General features: G+C 63.3%; 15 protein-coding genes. 9 read left to right on the top strand and 6 right to left on the bottom strand.

Features of this window, described 5'->3' with window-relative positions:
- Positions 1–109: 109 nt before the first annotated feature.
- From AC1DYW_RS26505 to AC1DYW_RS26490, 4 genes are all read left to right on the top strand, one after another.
- Positions 110–742: a LysE family translocator gene (locus AC1DYW_RS26505; RefSeq protein ID WP_457153558.1), complete on the top strand. Its 633-nt coding sequence runs from the start codon at positions 110–112 to the stop codon at positions 740–742.
- Between the two features lie 140 nt (positions 743–882).
- Positions 883–2,376, top strand: coding sequence for a D-glycero-beta-D-manno-heptose-7-phosphate kinase (gene rfaE1, locus AC1DYW_RS26500; RefSeq protein ID WP_477228163.1), 1,494 nt, complete (start codon positions 883–885; stop codon positions 2,374–2,376).
- Between the two features lie 7 nt (positions 2,377–2,383).
- Positions 2,384–2,956: a D-sedoheptulose-7-phosphate isomerase gene (locus AC1DYW_RS26495; protein WP_477228162.1), complete on the top strand. Its 573-nt coding sequence runs from the start codon at positions 2,384–2,386 to the stop codon at positions 2,954–2,956.
- A gap of 12 nt (positions 2,957–2,968) precedes the next feature.
- Positions 2,969–3,610: an HAD-IIIA family hydrolase gene (locus AC1DYW_RS26490; protein ID WP_477228161.1), complete on the top strand. Its 642-nt coding sequence runs from the start codon at positions 2,969–2,971 to the stop codon at positions 3,608–3,610.
- A gap of 87 nt (positions 3,611–3,697) precedes the next feature.
- Here AC1DYW_RS26490 and AC1DYW_RS26485 read toward each other — a convergent pair whose 3' ends face one another.
- Positions 3,698–4,492 carry a glycosyltransferase family 2 protein gene (locus AC1DYW_RS26485; RefSeq protein WP_477228160.1) on the bottom strand — a complete coding sequence of 265 codons (795 nt, stop codon included), beginning with the start codon at positions 4,490–4,492 and terminating at the stop codon, positions 3,698–3,700.
- 247 nt (positions 4,493–4,739) lie between these two features.
- Positions 4,740–5,219: an Lrp/AsnC family transcriptional regulator gene (locus tag AC1DYW_RS26480; protein ID WP_095090929.1), complete on the bottom strand. Its 480-nt coding sequence runs from the start codon at positions 5,217–5,219 to the stop codon at positions 4,740–4,742.
- A gap of 250 nt (positions 5,220–5,469) precedes the next feature.
- Here AC1DYW_RS26480 and trxB point away from each other — a divergent pair, with 250 nt between their 5' ends.
- Both trxB and AC1DYW_RS26470 read left to right on the top strand, forming a co-directional pair.
- Positions 5,470–6,444, top strand: a complete 975-nt coding sequence (gene trxB / locus AC1DYW_RS26475) for a thioredoxin-disulfide reductase (RefSeq protein ID WP_477228159.1) — start codon at positions 5,470–5,472, stop codon at positions 6,442–6,444.
- Between the two features lie 79 nt (positions 6,445–6,523).
- Entirely contained in the window at positions 6,524–7,420 is an 897-nt protein-coding gene (locus tag AC1DYW_RS26470) for a LysR family transcriptional regulator (protein WP_095090930.1), read from the top strand.
- A gap of 45 nt (positions 7,421–7,465) precedes the next feature.
- Here the strand turns inward: AC1DYW_RS26470 and AC1DYW_RS26465 are convergent, their stop codons facing one another.
- The 3 genes from AC1DYW_RS26465 to AC1DYW_RS26455 form a co-directional block, all read right to left on the bottom strand.
- Positions 7,466–7,963, bottom strand: a complete 498-nt coding sequence (locus AC1DYW_RS26465) for a methyltransferase family protein (RefSeq protein ID WP_477228158.1) — start codon at positions 7,961–7,963, stop codon at positions 7,466–7,468.
- 721 nt (positions 7,964–8,684) lie between these two features.
- Complete coding sequence (locus AC1DYW_RS26460; protein WP_477228157.1) at positions 8,685–10,736, bottom strand: elongation factor G; 2,052 nt, start codon at positions 10,734–10,736, stop codon at positions 8,685–8,687.
- A gap of 196 nt (positions 10,737–10,932) precedes the next feature.
- Complete coding sequence (locus AC1DYW_RS26455; RefSeq protein WP_477228156.1) at positions 10,933–12,462, bottom strand: putative bifunctional diguanylate cyclase/phosphodiesterase; 1,530 nt, start codon at positions 12,460–12,462, stop codon at positions 10,933–10,935.
- A 245-nt stretch (positions 12,463–12,707) separates the two neighbouring features.
- Between AC1DYW_RS26455 and AC1DYW_RS26450 the strand changes: the two genes are divergently transcribed.
- Complete coding sequence (locus tag AC1DYW_RS26450) at positions 12,708–13,103, top strand: (R)-mandelonitrile lyase (protein ID WP_477228155.1); 396 nt, start codon at positions 12,708–12,710, stop codon at positions 13,101–13,103.
- Positions 13,104–13,184: 81 nt separating this feature from the next.
- Here the strand turns inward: AC1DYW_RS26450 and AC1DYW_RS26445 are convergent, their stop codons facing one another.
- On the bottom strand, positions 13,185–14,387 hold the full coding sequence (locus tag AC1DYW_RS26445) for a pyridoxal phosphate-dependent aminotransferase (RefSeq protein ID WP_477228154.1): 1,203 nt from the start codon (positions 14,385–14,387) through the stop codon (positions 13,185–13,187).
- A 203-nt stretch (positions 14,388–14,590) separates the two neighbouring features.
- On the opposite strand from AC1DYW_RS26445, the gene AC1DYW_RS26440 reads away from it, so the two are divergent.
- Entirely contained in the window at positions 14,591–15,487 is an 897-nt protein-coding gene (locus tag AC1DYW_RS26440; RefSeq protein ID WP_477228153.1) for an EAL domain-containing protein, read from the top strand.
- Positions 15,484–16,332 carry an EAL domain-containing protein gene (locus AC1DYW_RS26435; protein ID WP_457152237.1) on the top strand — a complete coding sequence of 283 codons (849 nt, stop codon included), beginning with the start codon at positions 15,484–15,486 and terminating at the stop codon, positions 16,330–16,332. Before AC1DYW_RS26440 ends, AC1DYW_RS26435 begins: the two co-directional genes overlap by 4 nt.
- The last annotated feature ends 29 nt before the right edge of the window (positions 16,333–16,361 follow it).

Raw genomic sequence — 16,361 nt, 5'->3', positions numbered from 1 at the left:
AGGGTGGGCTGTCGATAAAGCAGGCAGCGAAGCGGATGTCACAGTGGCGCCGCAAAGCTTCCGCTTCAGTCGGTTTGTGCCACCCGGGACGATCGTGAGGGACAGAAGAATGCCGTCGACCGAACTGCTCATCGCGTTTTTCGCCACCACGGCGATCTTCGCCTACATTCCCGGCCCGGCCATGCTCTACGCCGCCGCGCAGACGATGGCGCGCGGCCGCTGGTCCGGCCTGACGGCAGCACTTGGCATTCATCTGGGCGGCTATGTGCATGTCTTTGCCGCTGCCGCGGGCCTGTCGGTGCTGTTTCACGCCGTGCCGCCGCTCTATCTGGCGGTCAAGCTGGTCGGCGCGCTCTACCTGATCTGGCTCGGCGTTTCGCTGTTCCGCAAGCGCGTCGAGGGCGACATGGCGCTGCCCGCGATCGAGCGGAAATCGGCGCGGCGCGCCTTTTTCGAGAGCGTCACCGTCGAGGTGCTCAATCCCAAGACGGCGATCTTCTTCATGGCCTTCCTGCCGCAGTTCATCGATACCTCGGCGGCGCTACCGGTCTGGCTGCAGTTCGTCGTGTTGGGCACCATCGTCAATCTGATGTTCTCTTCGGCCGATATCGTCTGCGTGTTCTTGGCCGGTGCCGTGATCGGCTGCTTGCGGCGTTCGAGCCGTGCACAGCGCCTGATGCAGCGGGCCGGCGGGGCGGTGCTGGTCGGTCTGGGTGTCCATGTCGCCCTGCAGAAGACCTGACCGCCCGGCCATCGTGGTCATGGCCAGCCGTTGCGCTGCGTGGATTTGCGGTATATCGGCTTCGCCATGAACGAACCGGCCCTTCAATTGATGATTACCCGCAAGGTTGAAATCGGCCATTTCCACGCGTTGCCAGTGACATGATCAAGCACAATCCGCCTTCTCCCGAACCCCTGCACCGCGCCATCGCACGGTTTGGCCAGGCCACCGTGCTGGTGGTCGGCGACTTCATCCTCGACCGGTTCGTCAACGGCGTCATCGAGCGGATCTCGCCGGAAGCGCCGATCCCGGTGCTGCACCGGCGCGGCGAAACCTCGACTATGGGCGGCGCCGGCAATGTCGTCGCCAACATCGTCTCGCTCGGCGCATCCGCTGTTCCCGTGTCGGTGATCGGCACTGATGCTGCCGGTGACAATCTCGTGCGCATGCTGCGCGAACTCGGCGCTGACACAGCGGGCCTCGCGCAGGCGCGTGGCCGCATGACCTCGTCGAAGAGCCGCTTCAGCGCGCTCAACCAGCAGGTGCTGCGCTTCGACGAAGAGGAGATCAAGCCGCTCGATGTTGCGGAGCGCGACGGTCTGATCCGGCATTTCCGCGCGGCGCTGACGCGCGCCGACATCGTCGTCCTGTCCGACTATGGCAAGGGCATATTGCTCGACGGCGTCGCCGGCGACTTGATCGCCATCTGCCGTGAGGCGGGAAAGCCGGTGCTTGTCGATCCGAAGGGCCGCGACTATGCGCGCTATGCCGGAGCGACCGCCATCACCCCCAACCGCAAGGAGCTTGGGGAAGCTGTCGGCCATGCGGTGTTCGCCGATGACGAGATCGTGGCGGCGGCACGCCAGCTGATTTCAGCGCATGGCTTCGATTTCGTCGTGGCGACGCGCAGCGAAAAGGGCATGAGCGTGGTCGACCCGACCGAGGCGCGCCATATCGCCACCCAGGCGCGCGAAGTGTTCGACGTTTCGGGCGCCGGCGACACGGTGATCGCGAGCTTTGCATTGGCGCTGGCGGCCGGTGCCGACCCTGTCTCGGCGGCATCGATCGCCAATGCTGCCGGCGGCGTCGTGGTGGGCAAGCGCGGCACCGCGCGGCTGACGGTCGAGGAACTCACCGGTGCGCTGTTCCGTTCGCACGGGCCGACCGCCCACAAGGATGCCATCCTCGACGCTACGTCGGCCGCGCGCATGGTCGCGGCGTGGAAGGAGGAGGGCTTGAGCGTCGGCTTCACCAATGGCTGCTTCGACATCCTGCATGCCGGCCACGTCAGTCTCTTGCACGCGGCGCGCAGCCAGTGCGACCGGCTGGTGCTTGGCCTCAACAGCGATGCTTCGGTGCGACGGCTAAAGGGCGTCGGGCGGCCGGTCAACGACCAGCATGACCGCGCCTGTGTGCTCGCCGCCCTTGCCTCGGTCGATGCGGTCGTGGTGTTCGAGGAGGACACGCCCCTGGCGCTGATCGAAGCGCTGCTGCCCGATATACTAGTCAAGGGCGCCGACTACACGATCGACACCGTGGTCGGTGCCGATGTGGTGCGGAAGGCGGGCGGCCGCGTCGTGCTGATCGATCTCGTCGCCGGCAAAAGCACCACCAACACCATCGGCAAATTGCGCGCCGGCGGCACCACAAGCTGAGGAATTCATGTCTGACCTGAACGACTACCTGGTCCGCTCGGCGGCCGCGATTTCCGCCATGGTCGAGCGCGACCTGACGAGCGAGATGGAGCGGGCGGTGAGCGCCATCGTGACGGCTCTTTCGCAGGGCAAAGCCTTGCTGATCTGCGGCAATGGCGGCTCGGCCAGCGATGCGATCCACATCGCCGGCGAACTGGTCGGCCGCTTCCTCAAGGAGCGCAAGGCCTACAATGTCATCGCACTCCCGGCCAATGCCGCGGTGCTGACCGCCTGGGGCAATGACTATGGCTTCGACACGGTGTTTTCGCGCCAGGTCGAGGCGCATGGCTCGGCGGGCGGCGTGCTGTTGGCAATCTCGACCAGCGGCAATTCGCCGAGCATTCTCGCCGCTGCCGAGCACGCGCGGATGATGGACATGACGGTGATCGGCCTGACGGGCGACACCGGCGGCAAGCTCAAGCCGCTATCGGACATCCTGCTCAACGTGCCCTCGACCTCGACCCCGATCATCCAGCAGGGGCATCTGTGCCTCTATCATCATCTGTGCGAAGTGGTCGAAGCGCGTCTCAGCAATGGCTGACGGGACCTGGTCGTGAAGCTCGAACCCTATCCGCTCAAGGAGCCCGGACTGTGGGTAGAGCGGATCGATAGCAGGATTTTTCCGACCGGTACGCCTGCACTGTTTCTCGACCGCGACGGCACCATCAATCTCGACACCGGCTATCCCGATGACCCGGCCGAAATGGTGCTGCGCGAGGATATCGCCGCTGCGATCGGTGCCGCCAATCAGACCGGCATTCCCGTCATCATCGTCACCAACCAGTCGGGCATCGCGCGCGGCTACTACGGCTGGAGCGATTTCGCCGCCGTCAATGGCCGCGTGCTCGACCTGCTGCGCGCCGACGACGCGTTCGTGGATATGGTCCTTGCCTGCGCCTATCACGAGGCGGGCGAGGGGCCGCTTGCGATCGCCAATCATCCGATGCGCAAGCCCAATCCCGGCATGCTGCTGGAGGCGGCCAAATGTCTCGGGCTCGATCTGCAGCGATCGCTGATCGTCGGCGACAAGCAGGCGGACATGGAGGCGGGACAGCGCGCCGGACTTTTGCAGGGCTGGCTGGTCGACGGCGAAGCGGCCGTTCAATCGGGCTTTACAGTCCAGCCCTGGCGCGACCACGAGGATCTGGGTGGCCTGCTCGCCGCAATAGCGGCACTCGGCGCTATGTCGGGCTAGAGCAACTCCGGGAAAAGTGTGAAACGGCTTTCCGTCCGGAATTGCATCAAAGCAAGGGGGGCATAATTCCGAAAGTGGAATTTGGCCTCAAGTCCGATCGTTGTCTCGCGAAGCTTCATAAAGCTTGGCCTCGGTGGCGAACGAATACACCATCACCATCATCGAATAGACGAAGCCATGCCGGCCGCACAGGAAGTAGCGCTTGGCCAGGTAGAATTTCAGGAAGTTGCCGAGCGGCGACAGGACCAGCCTTATCAAGCCTGGCTTCTTGCCTCTCTCGACCAGCGTGGCAACCTTGAGGCTGGAGTAGGTGTTGGCCCTTGCCAGATCCTCCGCGACAGTCATTTCGCGGCGATGCAGCAACACGCCATTTTCAATCGTACCGGTTTCGCCCGGCACCTCGAACGATTCATGGACCCGCAGGTCAATGTCCATGGTGGCCTTGTCGCGGCGGAACAGACGCAGCAGCCTGTTGTGCAGCACCCAGCGGTGCGCATAGCCATAGCCTTTCAGCTTGTCGCGGCGTCTTACGAACCATCCGTCGATGGCCCCGTTGTGAGGCTGCGTCACGGTCACTATCGACCGCCTGAGCAGGTCGTCGACGGCCTCATCGGCTTCAATCGAAAGGCACCATGGCTGCGTGGCTTGATCAAGCGCGAATTGCCGCTGACGTGGGAAACCCGGCCAATCGTTGTGAAACAGCCTTATCGGGTAGCCCTTGGCGATGAACTCCTGAATGACGTCCAGGGTGTTATCCGTCGAACCTGAATCGACGACGACGATGTCGGCGCAGAAGTCGACGCTCTCCAGGCACGGGCCGATCATGTCGGCTTCGTTCATGCAGATGATGAGCGCCGAAACCGGACTAGAAAATCGAGTCATGATCCCACTCTACAGCACACTGTTCTGTGAAATTACGCTGCTTGCGCCATCTGTTGTTACGCAAGCCCTGTCGAAAAACCCGTCACACTTTCCTGAAATTGCCTTAGGAAACCAACAAAGCAGCCACGTCCGTCAGAACGCTCCGGCTTTCTACACCAGAGCCTGTCGAATGCGAAAGCGGCCCTGGTATGGCGAAGCCGGGAATTCGCATCGAGCGGGGACGATGTGGTGCTGCCGTCGACCAGCCTCAAGGCTGTGCAAACGAGACCAGCCCCTCGTCCTTGACCCGGCGGATGGTGAGCGCGGTGCGCACCGTGTCGACATTCGGGGTCGAAGTCAGCTCCTCGATGACGAAGGTCTGGAAGGCCCCCAGGTCGCTCGCCACGCAGTGCAGCAGGAAATCGGATTCCCCCGATACCATCCAGGCGTCGCGCACGATCGGCCAGCCGCGGGTGCGCTCTGCAAAGGTGCGCAGTTCGGCGTCGGCCTGGTGATGCAGGCCGATCAGGCAGAAGGCAACGACATCGAGGCCGAGCGCCGGCGCGTTGAGCAAGGCGCGGTAGCCGCGGATGATGCCGGCTTCCTCCAGCCGCTTGACGCGGCGCAGGCACGGCGGCGCCGAAATGCCAACGCGGTTCGATAGTTCGACATTGGTCATGCGGCCATCGGCCTGAAGCTCGCGCAGGATCTTCCAGTCGATGGCGTCGAGATCGGCCTTGAGCGGCATGAGGGCTCTCGATAAGTCAGGGCAATACGCAAGAATCTTGCGTGATCTTGTAATTAAACGACTTCGCTGTCCATTCCATCCCTCGCTCGGAATATTTCGGCCGATCAAAGCGGCGACAGGGGTGCGACAAAGCTTTCCGGGGACGAATGCCAACCTGCCTTGCTGGCGCCGTGGGCAACACTTACATTACGCGCGATATCGACGAGTTTTCCATGCCGCAATGCCGGCAGCCCTCCGCAGAGGCTTCTAGATGACCACCAAGCACGCGCCCGTTCTCATTATCGGCTCCGGCCCAGCCGGTTATACGGCGGCGGTCTACGCCGCCCGCGCCATGCTGAAGCCGATGCTGGTCGCCGGCCTGCAGCAGGGCGGGCAGCTGATGATCACCACCGATGTCGAGAACTATCCCGGCTTTGCCGACCCCATCCAGGGGCCGTGGCTGATGGAGCAGATGCTGAAGCAGGCCGAACATGTCGGCACCGACATCATCAACGATATCATCACCGAGGTCGACCTCAATGTGCGGCCGTTCCGCGCCAAGAGCGATTCCGGCACCAGCTACACCGCCGACGCGCTGATCATCGCCACTGGCGCGCAGGCCAAATGGCTGGGCATTCCGACCGAACAAACCTTCATGGGCTTCGGCGTGTCGGCCTGCGCCACCTGCGACGGCTTCTTCTACCGCGGCAAGGATGTCGCTGTTGTCGGCGGCGGCAATTCGGCGGTGGAAGAGGCACTCTACCTGTCGAACCTCGCCAAGAGTGTGACGGTCATCCATAGGCGCAGCGATTTCCGCGCCGAGCGCATCCTGCGCGAGCGGCTCCTGAAGAAGGACAATGTCCGTATCATCTGGGACACGATCGTCGACGAGATCACCGGCCGTCCCGGCAAGGCGCCGCTGCCGCCTTCGGTCGAAGGGCTGAAGCTCAAGCATGCGGTGACCGGCCAGGAAACACATCTCAAGGTCGACGGCGTGTTCGTGGCCATCGGCCACGCGCCGGCGGTCGAATTGTTTGCCGGCAAGCTGAAGCAGAAGCCGAACGGCTATCTGTGGACGGCGCCGGATTCGACCCGCACCGACGTTCCCGGCGTGTTTGCGGCGGGTGACGTGACCGACGACATCTACCGCCAGGCGGTGACCGCAGCGGGGCTCGGCTGCATGGCTGCACTCGAGGCGGAGAAGTATCTGGCCGGCATCGAAGTGCACCGTGAAGCGGCGGAATAAAGAGTTCAGAAGGCGACTTAGAAACGCCGTGTAAAAGCCTGATTTTTCATTCAGACGCCAAAACAGAACGAGGGGTAGCATGGCGTTGGACTGGGACAAGCTACGCGTGTTTCACGCTGCGGCGGAGGCAGGGTCGTTTACCCATGCGGCCGAGACATTGCATCTGTCGCAATCGGCGATCTCGCGGCAGGTCAGCGCGCTCGAACATGATGTCGGCGTGCCGCTGTTCAACCGCCATGCCCGCGGGCTGGTGCTGACCGAGCAGGGCGAAATGCTGTTCCGCACGGCGCATGACGTGCTGATGAAGCTCGAAACCATCAAGTCGCGGCTGACCGAGACCAAGGATCGCCCCTCCGGCGTGCTCAGGGTGACGACCACCGTCGGGCTGGGCGCCGGTTGGCTGACCGAGCGGGTGCAGGAGTTCATAGAGCTCTATCCCGAAATCAGCCTGCAGCTGATCCTCGCCAACGAGGAACTCGACCTCACCATGCGCCAGGCAGATTGCGCCATCCGGCTGCGCCAGCCGCAGCAGCCGGACTTGATCCAGCGCCGCCTGTTCACCGTACACTTCCACCTCTATGCCTCGCCCACCTATGTCGCCAAGCACGGCAAGCCGGCTTCGGTGGCCGAGCTGAAGAGCCATCGCATCGTCACCTTCGGCGTGCCGGTGCCGTCGCATCTGTCGGAACTGAACTGGCTGGAAACGATTGGCGATTTCGAAGGCGGACAAAGGGTGCCGACGTTGCAGATCAATGACATATTGTCGATCAAGCGCGCGGTGCAGGGCGGCGCCGGCATCGCCATGCTGCCCGACTATGTGATCAACAAGGATTCCGACCTGGTGCAATTGCTGCCGGAGACCGAGGTGCCGTCATTCGACACCTATTTCGCTTATCCGGACGCGATGAAGAACCAGGCCAAGCTGCATGTCTTTCGCGATTTCATCATCGCCAAGGCGCGTAGCTGGTCTTTCTGATCCACCCCTGGCGTCCGACTTTCTGGTCTTCATCCAGTTCTAGAATCACCCCCGCCAGGGCGTCAGGCGCGGCAGCCAGGCGGGCACGGCGCGGCGATAGATTTCGTATTGCGCGCCGTAGCGGCGGGCCAGTGTCGGCTCCTCGTAGAGCCGGACGAACGACACCATGGCGATCGCGCCGATGGTCGCGTAGGCGGCAAGCGTCAAACTCGAGAACAGCAGCGCCTGGCCGAGGATGATCGACAGCACCGCGACATACATCGGGTTGCGGACATGGCGGTAGATGCCGCCGATCACCAGTCTCTCGGTCGGTGCAACCGGAGCGGGCGTGCCCAGCCCCTCGAGCGCAAAGCGGCCGAAGGCATGCAGCAGTGCAGCGATCGCGGTGACGATCAGGAGCCCGCCAACAGGCACAAAGCCCGGCAGGCTCGACCATGGCAAGCCCCAGCGATCGGTCAACAGCCAGGGCACCAGCCCGGCAACCACGCCGGGTGCGGCGATGAAGAACGCCGCGCTGCCGGCGATCGCCGAAAACGTCCGCATTGGGTGCTTCCTCCCTGACTGCCTGATAAATGAACGGCTGCTGCCTGCTTCCACATCATTGCGCGGTTTTGGCATTTGGGCACAGAAATCGATCGCGATTGGCGATTCTGTAGTGAGAATCGCGCCTCCGTACACTCCGTTTTGCTGATTTTGCTGGTCCTATAGGTCTCGGATATGGGTTAGACCACAGCCTGCGTCTTTTTGCATGCGTGTGTTGCAAAATAGATGCTTGTTTCTTGGGCATGATGAGCACATATACAGATCATCTCCTGGGCGCGTTCTCCTCCCATTAGCGCCCTAGAGTGTTCCCCTCTGGAGGTTAGCCTTAACAGGCACTTCCAATCAAACTCAGCCGGATCTTCGTTGATCCGGCTTTTTTGTTGCCCGAGCCCTGCCGGAGCAACTCGAAAATTCATCAGAATTGCCACGTAACAGTGACATGTAACCTCAGGTAACATGACATGGACGCCCGACACGTGCTATCCACACCATAGGACGCGGTGTGGTCGTGCGGGAGATGGGGGCATCACTCGAACGGCCCGGGCTCAGGCGGCTACCGCGTCCGAACCATTTTCGCTGCCGAAGTTCGGCGGCGCCAGATGCGGCGGACCTTCCGTTTTGCCTCCTGGGAAACGGTCCGCGAATAAAACGACGTCCGGTCCCCGCCGGGCGTCGTTTTCATTTGGCCCCCCTCGAACCGGGGTTCGAGGGGAAGACCGAATCAGGCAGCCTTGCCGTTGGCATTCATCGCTTCGTCGGCGAGACGCCCGGTGAGTTCGGCCATGTGGTCGAAGACGGCGCGGTAGCTGGCGACGCCAGCGGTCGCCGAGCGCAACTCGATGATCAGGTCGCCGATCTCGGCCTGCGGCATGGTCGCCTCGACAACATCCCATCCCGGCCAGTCAGGCCGCGCATCATAGCCGAGGATCTGGCCGCGCCGCTGCGGGATGAGCGCGATGATCTTCGAGGTCGCGTCGGAGGGCGTGACGATCTCGACCTTCATCACCGGTTCCAGAAGCACCGGCGAGCAGGCGGCCATGCCTTCCTTCATCGCCAGTCTGGCCGCCATCTGGAAGGCCATGTCGGAGGAATCAACCGCGTGGTAGGAGCCGTCCGAGAGGTTGACGGCGACATCGACGACGGGAAAGCCGAGCGGGCCCGACTTCAGATAGTCGCGCACGCCAGTCTCGACCGACTGGATATAGGTCTTCGGCACGACGCCGCCGGTGATGGTGTCGGTGAACTGGAAGCCGGAGCCGCGCGGCAGCGGCTTGATCTCGATCACCACGTCGCCGAACTGGCCATGGCCGCCAGACTGTTTCTTGTGCCGGCCGCGCTGCTGCGCCGATTTGCGGATCGTCTCGCGATAGGGCACCGCCGGCGCATGACCTTCGACCGGGATCTGGTTCTTGCCTTCCAGCCGCTCGCGCACGACACGCAGATGCATCTCGCCATGGCCCGACAGCACGGTCTCGGCCGAGTCCTGGTTGTGGCGCAGGCTGAGCGAGGGGTCTTCCTCCGCCAGCCGCTGGATGGCGGCCGACATCTTCACTTCGTCCTTGCGCTCCTTGGGGCGCAGCGCGAAAGCGAAGACCGGCTGCGGCGGCTCGAACTCAAGCAGCGGCTTGATGCCGCCCTTGGCCGAACTCAGCGTCTGGCCGGTCTTGACCTCATCCAGCTTGCCCAGCGCCACAGTGTCGCCGGCCTTGGCGATGGTGAGCTTGAACTGATCCTTGCCGAGCATTCGGTAGATGCCGGAAACCTTCGCCGTGTTGCCGCCGGGCAGCCAGAGTTCGGAGCCGTCGACGACCTGGCCGGACAGGATGCGCGACACCGACAGCTTGCCGCCATGCGGCGTGTGGATGGTCTTCATCACCTGAGCCACGGTGGCCGCGCCGTCGGGCGCGCCCAGCCGCCTGCGGGTCGCCTCGATGTCGGGCGCGTCGTGGCGGATCGCCTTCAAGAGGCGCAGCACGCCGTTGCCTTTCTCGGCGGTGCCGATCAGCACCGGCGTCACCGCGCCATCGCGCAGATCGGCGGCGAGGTCGTCGAAGATGGCGTCCTTGGGCGGCTCGATCTCCTCGAGCAGTTGTTCCATAAGTTGGTCGTCATGATCGGCCAGCGTCTCCAGCATGGAGAAGCGCGCCTCCAGTTCGCGCGCCTTGTCATCGCCAGGTATTTCGGCCACTTCGCTTTCGGCATATTCGCGATAGATGTAGGCGCGCTCCAGCGCCAGATCGATGGAGCCGATGACGACGCCATCCTTGCGCAGCGGAATCTGGCGCAGCAGCAGCGGCACGGCGCTGGCCGGCTGCAGCATCTTCAGCGTGTCGCGCACGCCGGCGATTGCCTTGTCGACCTTGTTGAGGAACAGGATGCGCGGCACGCCGAGATCGTCGAGCCTGCGCATGATCAGCTGCAGGGCAGGGATCTTCTTTTCGTCGGCCTCGGCAACGACCACGGCGAGGTCGCAGGCGGCCAGCACCGGCTCGGCCTCGAAAGAGAATTCGATGGAGCCGGGACAATCGACGAAAGTAAGCTGCTCGCCCATGAATTCGGTGGTGGCGAAGGTCGCCTCGACGCTCATCGCGTGGGCCCGCGCCTCTGGCGAATGATCTGAAACGGTGTTGCCCGATGAGACGGGGTTTTGTCGGGGAATTGAGCCCGTGCGGGCCAATATGGCTTCGAGAAGTGTCGTCTTACCGCTGGCGAAGGGACCGATTATGGCAATGCATTTCGGTCCCGTGCGTCGTCCTCCGGCGCGAGTACCCATGACTGACCTCCACTCAGGCGTTTCCCGTAGGACCGACTGGCATGCATGGTTCAGGCTTGGTCAATCGGTCCTGAGCGGCGGCCGGCCTGTTCGACCGTCGCGGGCGGGGTTCTTTTGGTTTGGCCACCTGCCCGAAACCATCGTCCCACTTGTTTGCCGGCAGGGCAAGAAAAATAGAAACTCTTCGGCCGTCGCCTCAGGCGCTCAGCGCCAGCGGCTCGGCATGGACGGCATGCAACGAACCAAGCTTGTCGCGCGGCGCCGGCCGGCCGAAGAAATAGCCCTGGAAACGATTGCAGCCGGCAGCCTTGGCCAGGGCGAATTCCTCCTGCGTCTCGACGCCCTCGGCGACGATGGTGACGTCCTGGATGCGTGCGATCTGGGCGAGCGCCGAAACGAAAATCTGCGCCACCTGGTCATGGGCGAGGCTGCGGATGTAGGAGCGGTCGATCTTGATGCTGTCGACGGGCAAGGTCTTCAGATAGTTGAAGCCGCAATGGCCGGTGCCGAAGTCGTCGAGCGCGATGTGGAAGCCGAGGCCGCGCAACGCTTCGAGGCGCCGCAGGATTTCGGGCGTGGCGGCGGTCGCCACCGTCTCGGTGATCTCGATGACGAATTGCGCGGCGGAACGGCCGGTTTCCTTCAGCACGCGATCGCACATGGTGACGATCTCGTCACGCTTCAGCTGTTCGCCGGATACGTTGATCGAAATGCGGCGTCCCGGGAAATGGCTGATATCGGCGCAGGCCCGCTTGAACACCCACTCGCCGAGCATGTCGATCAGGGTCGAGCGTTCGGCGATCGGAATGAACTCGGCCGGCGAGATCAGACCACGAACCGGGTGGCGCCAGCGGATCAGCCCTTCGAAGCCACAGGTGGAACTGTCCGGATTGACGATCGGCTGGTAGTGCAGCTCCAGTTCGCCGAGATAGACCGCCGCGCGCAACTCCCGCTCGACCAGGCGACGATAGCGCTTGTCGGACAGCATCTCCTCGTCGAACACGGTGACGCGGCCACGGCCCGCCGCCTTGCTTTCATAGAGCGCCAGGTCGGCGACCAGCATCAGTTCCGTCGTGTTCGAGGCATGTGCCGGCGCCAGCGCCACGCCGACGGAAATGGACAGTGGGATGGTCTTGCCCTCATGCGATTTCCCGGCCCGCATGGCGTCCAGCAAGCGCCTGACTTTCTTGCTGATGATGGCGAGATCGTTGTGCGGGACGATGACGCCGAATTCGTCGCCGCCGAGCCGTCCGACCATGCCTCCGGCAAAGATGCGCTCGGCCGTCTTGACCAGATGCGCCAGAGCGAGGTCGCCGAACTGATGTCCGAACGTGTCGTTGAGCTGCTTGAAGTGATCGACGTCGATCAACAGCAAGGTCGCATCGTGCCGGTCGCGCATGCTGCCGAGACTGCCGTGCAGCGCTTCGAGGAAATAGCGGCGCGTCATCGCCCCGGTCATCGCGTCCCTGGTCAGGAAATGATGCTTTTCCGCCTCTGCGGCGGCGGCCGACCGCAAGCGATTGACGACGCTGCTGCGCATATACATCAGGGCCATCAGGGCCAAGCTGGTGGCGAGGATCGAGACCGCGAAGGCGTTGCTGGAGGGCAGGTTTCGCGACAGGTCGACCGCGCCAAGCACCGCGGCGCCGATGCTGATCAGAAGCAGCAACTGGATGCCGCGGTAGATCCGGCCGCTGTGATCCTTGATCGTCGCCAGTATGCTCATCTCATCGCCCCTTGAAATGCAGGCTCAGGGCTAGAGCGCAGCTGTTAAGAAGACATTGAATTCGCCATCTTTCCGTGCCGCGACACGGTGCGGGGAGCGTTCATGGTTAAGGAGAAAAATCGGTCTTGCGGCGGTGGGCGAAACGGCCGGTTGCGCCTCGGATGATATCGGCCGAGAATGCATTTTTCGTCACATGTCGGGCGGCGTCTGTCGCCGATCGCTTCACCAGTTCCAGGATCACCCCGATGAAGATCATTGCTTGCGGCAGCGTGCCGACCATCGTAGCGCCGGAGAAGTACTTCACCGGCCGCGTGTTGCAGACGCCGATCATCGAGAAGGAGGCGCCGGCGCGGCTGCGGGCCACGCTGGTCAGCTTCGAGCCGGGCGCGCGCACCCACTGGCACACGCATCCGCTCGGCCAGACACTCTACGTCACCTTAGGCGCAGGCCTTGCCCAGACATGGGGCGAGCCGGTCCAGGAGATCAGGGCCGGCGACGTCATCTCGTTCGCGCCTGGCGAAAAGCACTGGCACGGTGCGGCGCCGAAGTCGGCGATGACGCATATCGCAATGCAGGAGGCGCTGGACGGTGTCCACGCCGACTGGCTGGAAGAGGTGACGTCAGTCCAATATGGCGGCTGAGTGCCGAGCCTGTGAGGCGGCGTCGTTGCCAACAAAAAACCCGGCGGTGAAGCCGGGTTTTCAATTTCAAGACTGGCCTGATCAGGTCAGCGATGCCGTGAAGCGCTGGATGCGCGTGCAGGCTTCCTCAAGCAGCGTCTCCGAAGTGGCGTAGGAGATGCGGAAATTGGGGCCGAGGCCGAAGGCTGAGCCGAACACCACTGCGACCCCCTCGGCCTCGAGCAGTTCCGAGCAGAAGGTTTCGTCGGTGTCGATCAGCTTGCCGGCTTTGGTCTTCTTGCCGATCAGCTGGGCGCAGGACGGATAGACGTAGAAGGCGCCTTCCGGCGACGGGCAGCTTATACCGCGCGCCTGGTTGAGCATCGACACGACGAGATCGCGCCGGCCCTGGAAGATCGCCTTGTTCCTGGCGATGAAGTCCTGCGGGCCGTTGAGCGCCTCGACCGATGCCCATTGCGCGATGGTGCAGGCGCCCGAGGTCTGCTGGCCCTGGATCATGTCCATCGCCTTGATCAGCGCCACCGGGCCGGCGGCATAGCCGATGCGCCAGCCGGTCATGGCATAGGCTTTCGACACGCCGTTCATGGTCAGCGTGCGCTCGTAGAGTTTCGGCTCGACTTCGGCGATGGTCTTGAAGACGAAGTCGCCATAGGTCAGGTGCTCGTACATGTCATCGGTCAGCGTCCAGACATGCGGATGCTTCAACAGCACGTCGGCCAGCGCGCGCAATTCAACCTCGGTATAGGCTGCACCCGACGGGTTCGACGGCGAGTTCATCAGCAGCCATTTGGTGCGGGGCGTGATTGCCTTTTCCAGCACCGCGGCGGTCAGCTTGAAGCCGTTGTCGATCGAGGTGTCAGCAAACACGGAGGTGCCGCCGCAGATCGCCACCATCTCAGGATAACTGACCCAGTAGGGGCGCGGTATGATGACCTCGTCGCCGGGGTTCAGTGTCGCCATGAAGGCGTTGAATAGGATCTGCTTGCCGCCGGTGCCGACAATGGTCTGCTCGGGCTTGTAATCGAGATTGTTCTCGCGCTTGAACTTCTTCGCGATCGCCTCGCGCAGCGGCACGATGCCCGACACCGGCGGATATTTGGTTTCGCCGCGGCGGATCGCCTCGATCGCCGCATTCTTGATGTTGTCGGGCGTATCGAAATCCGGCTCGCCGGCGCCGAGGCCGATAATGTCACGGCCGGCATTTTTCAGCTCACGCGCTTTCTGCGTCACCGCAATGGTCGCGGAAGGCTTTACGCGGGAAAGGGCGTCGGCGAGAAAGGCCATGACCGGATATCTCCAAACAAGGTCGGCGCGGGCCGGGAGCGGCCGCGGCGCTTCTCATGTCGCATGATTTCGCGCAGTGCAAGCATTGTCGCCTGATCCAGGCCTCAAGGACCCGTGATCGGCAACGATAAATTCATTAACGGGCGGTAGAGGCTTGCGTGACAGGATCACAGTTTGACCGCCAGTTTGCGGAGCGAGGAACCGTGTCGCGCAGCATCGGGCTTGCCCACATCATCCGTCACGACGACGGCACCTCCACCGGTGTCTGGGGCATCTACACGCTGCAAAGCGCCTTCCAGCCGATCTTCGCCTTCAACGAGGGCAAGCTGTCGGTGGCGGCGTTCGAAGGGCTGATCCGGCCGTTCCGCGACGGCGAGCCGCAATCGCCGATGAGCTTTTTCAGCACCTGCCCGGCCGCCGACCGCCTCCATGTCGAGGCGTTGACCAGGACGCTGCATCTTCTGAACGCCGGCGCCTGCCTGCCTGAAGAAGCATCGATCTTCGTCAATTTCGACCCGTCGGTGTTCACCGAGCGCACCGTTGCCGACAATGCCTTGCGCGAAATGCGGCTGGTGCTGCACGAGGCTGGCATCGATCCGCGCCGTGTGGTCTGCGAAGTGACCGAGCAGCGCTCGGCGTCGCAGGAGACCCTGCACAGTTTCGTCGCAGCACTTCGGGCCAACGGCTTTCGCATCGCCGTCGACGACTATGGCGCCGATGATTCCGACATCAACCGCATCAAGGAGCTGAAGCCCGACATCGTCAAATTCGACGCCTTCTGGATCACGCAGTTGATGGAGTCCGGGGCCGGCTTCGCGCTGCTGACCACCATGGTGAAAAGTTTCGAGCAGCAAGGCATCCGCACGGTGTTCGAGGGCATCGAGGAGGGCTGGCAACTGGAACTCGCCGAGAAGTCGGGAGCGTCGATGGTGCAGGGTTTTGTGCTGGCGCGGCCCGAGCTAGCGCCGACAAGCTTTCGCGTCTTCGGCAAATCCGCGCAGCAGGCCGCCTCCACGGCCGTTGAAGCCGCGCCTGTCCAACCGGCACCACCGCACGCGACACGGCCAGCAAAAGCCTTCGGGCGCAAGGTGGCGCCATGAGGCGCGAGCGGCGGCGCGATGTCGGCAACGCGATCCAGGTCGACGAAGTCGGTATCGAATACGGCATCCATGGCGAGTTCCGGCTGCGCAGCGCCTATCAGCCGATTTTCGCTCCGCGCGGCCGCTTCCTTCACGCCGTCGCGGTCGAAGCCCTGATCGAGCCGCACCGTGCCGGCCGCCCCGGTGCGCCGAAGGTGTTTTTCGAAAGCATCGCCGCTTCCGACCGCTTGTTTGTCGAGACCATGTGCCGGGTGCTTCACCTCAGGAATTTTCACAACATCGGCGTCGACGGACTCGATCTGTTTTTCAACTACAATCCGTTGATCAACGACCATCCCGGGCGAGCGCTGGCCGAGATCCGGCTGATGACCAGGTATCTCGGCGATTTCGGCCTCGCGCCGGCCATGCTGGTCTGCGAAATCACCGAACAGGCGGCCGACGACGCGCTTCTCATCCGACTGGTGCGCGAAATGCGGCGCGACGGGATCCGCATCGCCATCGACGATTTCGGCACCGGCCACTCGACGGAGGAGCGGGTCAGCCTGCTCCATCCCGACATCGTCAAGATCGACGGCACCTGGTTCGCCGAGTTCTGCCGCCATGCCGCCGCCGAACGGTTCTTCCGCCCGCTGGTTTCGACCTTGCACGACCGTGGCGCCAAGGTGCTGGTCGAAGGCATCGAGCAGCCCACACACCTGCGCGTCGCGCTCGAAGGCGGCGTCGACCTGCTGCAGGGGTTTCTTCTCGCCCGCCCGGCGCTGGCCGGCACGATCTTCAACGAAGAGCCGCTCTCCGTCGACACGCTGCTTGGCAGGGATAGCAAGGTTGTGCCGCTGTTCGGCTAGGGCGCCTCGATATTCAGGTGAGGCCGGCC

Source organism: Mesorhizobium sp. P2_D5 (assembly GCF_056404355.1).
The sequence above is the reverse complement of the archived record's forward strand: the minus strand, read 5'-3'. Positions and strand labels throughout refer to the sequence as shown.

Coding starts and splice junctions, on each gene's coding strand:
- AC1DYW_RS26505 (WP_457153558.1), top strand. CDS start 110: ATGCCGTCGACCGAACTGCTCATCGCGTTTTTCGCCACCACGGCGATC.
- rfaE1 (WP_477228163.1), top strand. CDS start 883: ATGATCAAGCACAATCCGCCTTCTCCCGAACCCCTGCACCGCGCCATC.
- AC1DYW_RS26435 (WP_457152237.1), top strand. CDS start 15,484: ATGAGGCGCGAGCGGCGGCGCGATGTCGGCAACGCGATCCAGGTCGAC.
- AC1DYW_RS26445 (WP_477228154.1), bottom strand. CDS start 14,387: ATGGCCTTTCTCGCCGACGCCCTTTCCCGCGTAAAGCCTTCCGCGACC.
- AC1DYW_RS26465 (WP_477228158.1), bottom strand. CDS start 7,963: ATGCGGACGTTTTCGGCGATCGCCGGCAGCGCGGCGTTCTTCATCGCC.
- AC1DYW_RS26485 (WP_477228160.1), bottom strand. CDS start 4,492: ATGACTCGATTTTCTAGTCCGGTTTCGGCGCTCATCATCTGCATGAAC.
- AC1DYW_RS26470 (WP_095090930.1), top strand. CDS start 6,524: ATGGCGTTGGACTGGGACAAGCTACGCGTGTTTCACGCTGCGGCGGAG.
- AC1DYW_RS26450 (WP_477228155.1), top strand. CDS start 12,708: ATGAAGATCATTGCTTGCGGCAGCGTGCCGACCATCGTAGCGCCGGAG.
- AC1DYW_RS26460 (WP_477228157.1), bottom strand. CDS start 10,736: ATGGGTACTCGCGCCGGAGGACGACGCACGGGACCGAAATGCATTGCC.
- trxB (WP_477228159.1), top strand. CDS start 5,470: ATGACCACCAAGCACGCGCCCGTTCTCATTATCGGCTCCGGCCCAGCC.
- AC1DYW_RS26495 (WP_477228162.1), top strand. CDS start 2,384: ATGTCTGACCTGAACGACTACCTGGTCCGCTCGGCGGCCGCGATTTCC.
- AC1DYW_RS26455 (WP_477228156.1), bottom strand. CDS start 12,462: ATGAGCATACTGGCGACGATCAAGGATCACAGCGGCCGGATCTACCGC.
- AC1DYW_RS26480 (WP_095090929.1), bottom strand. CDS start 5,219: ATGCCGCTCAAGGCCGATCTCGACGCCATCGACTGGAAGATCCTGCGC.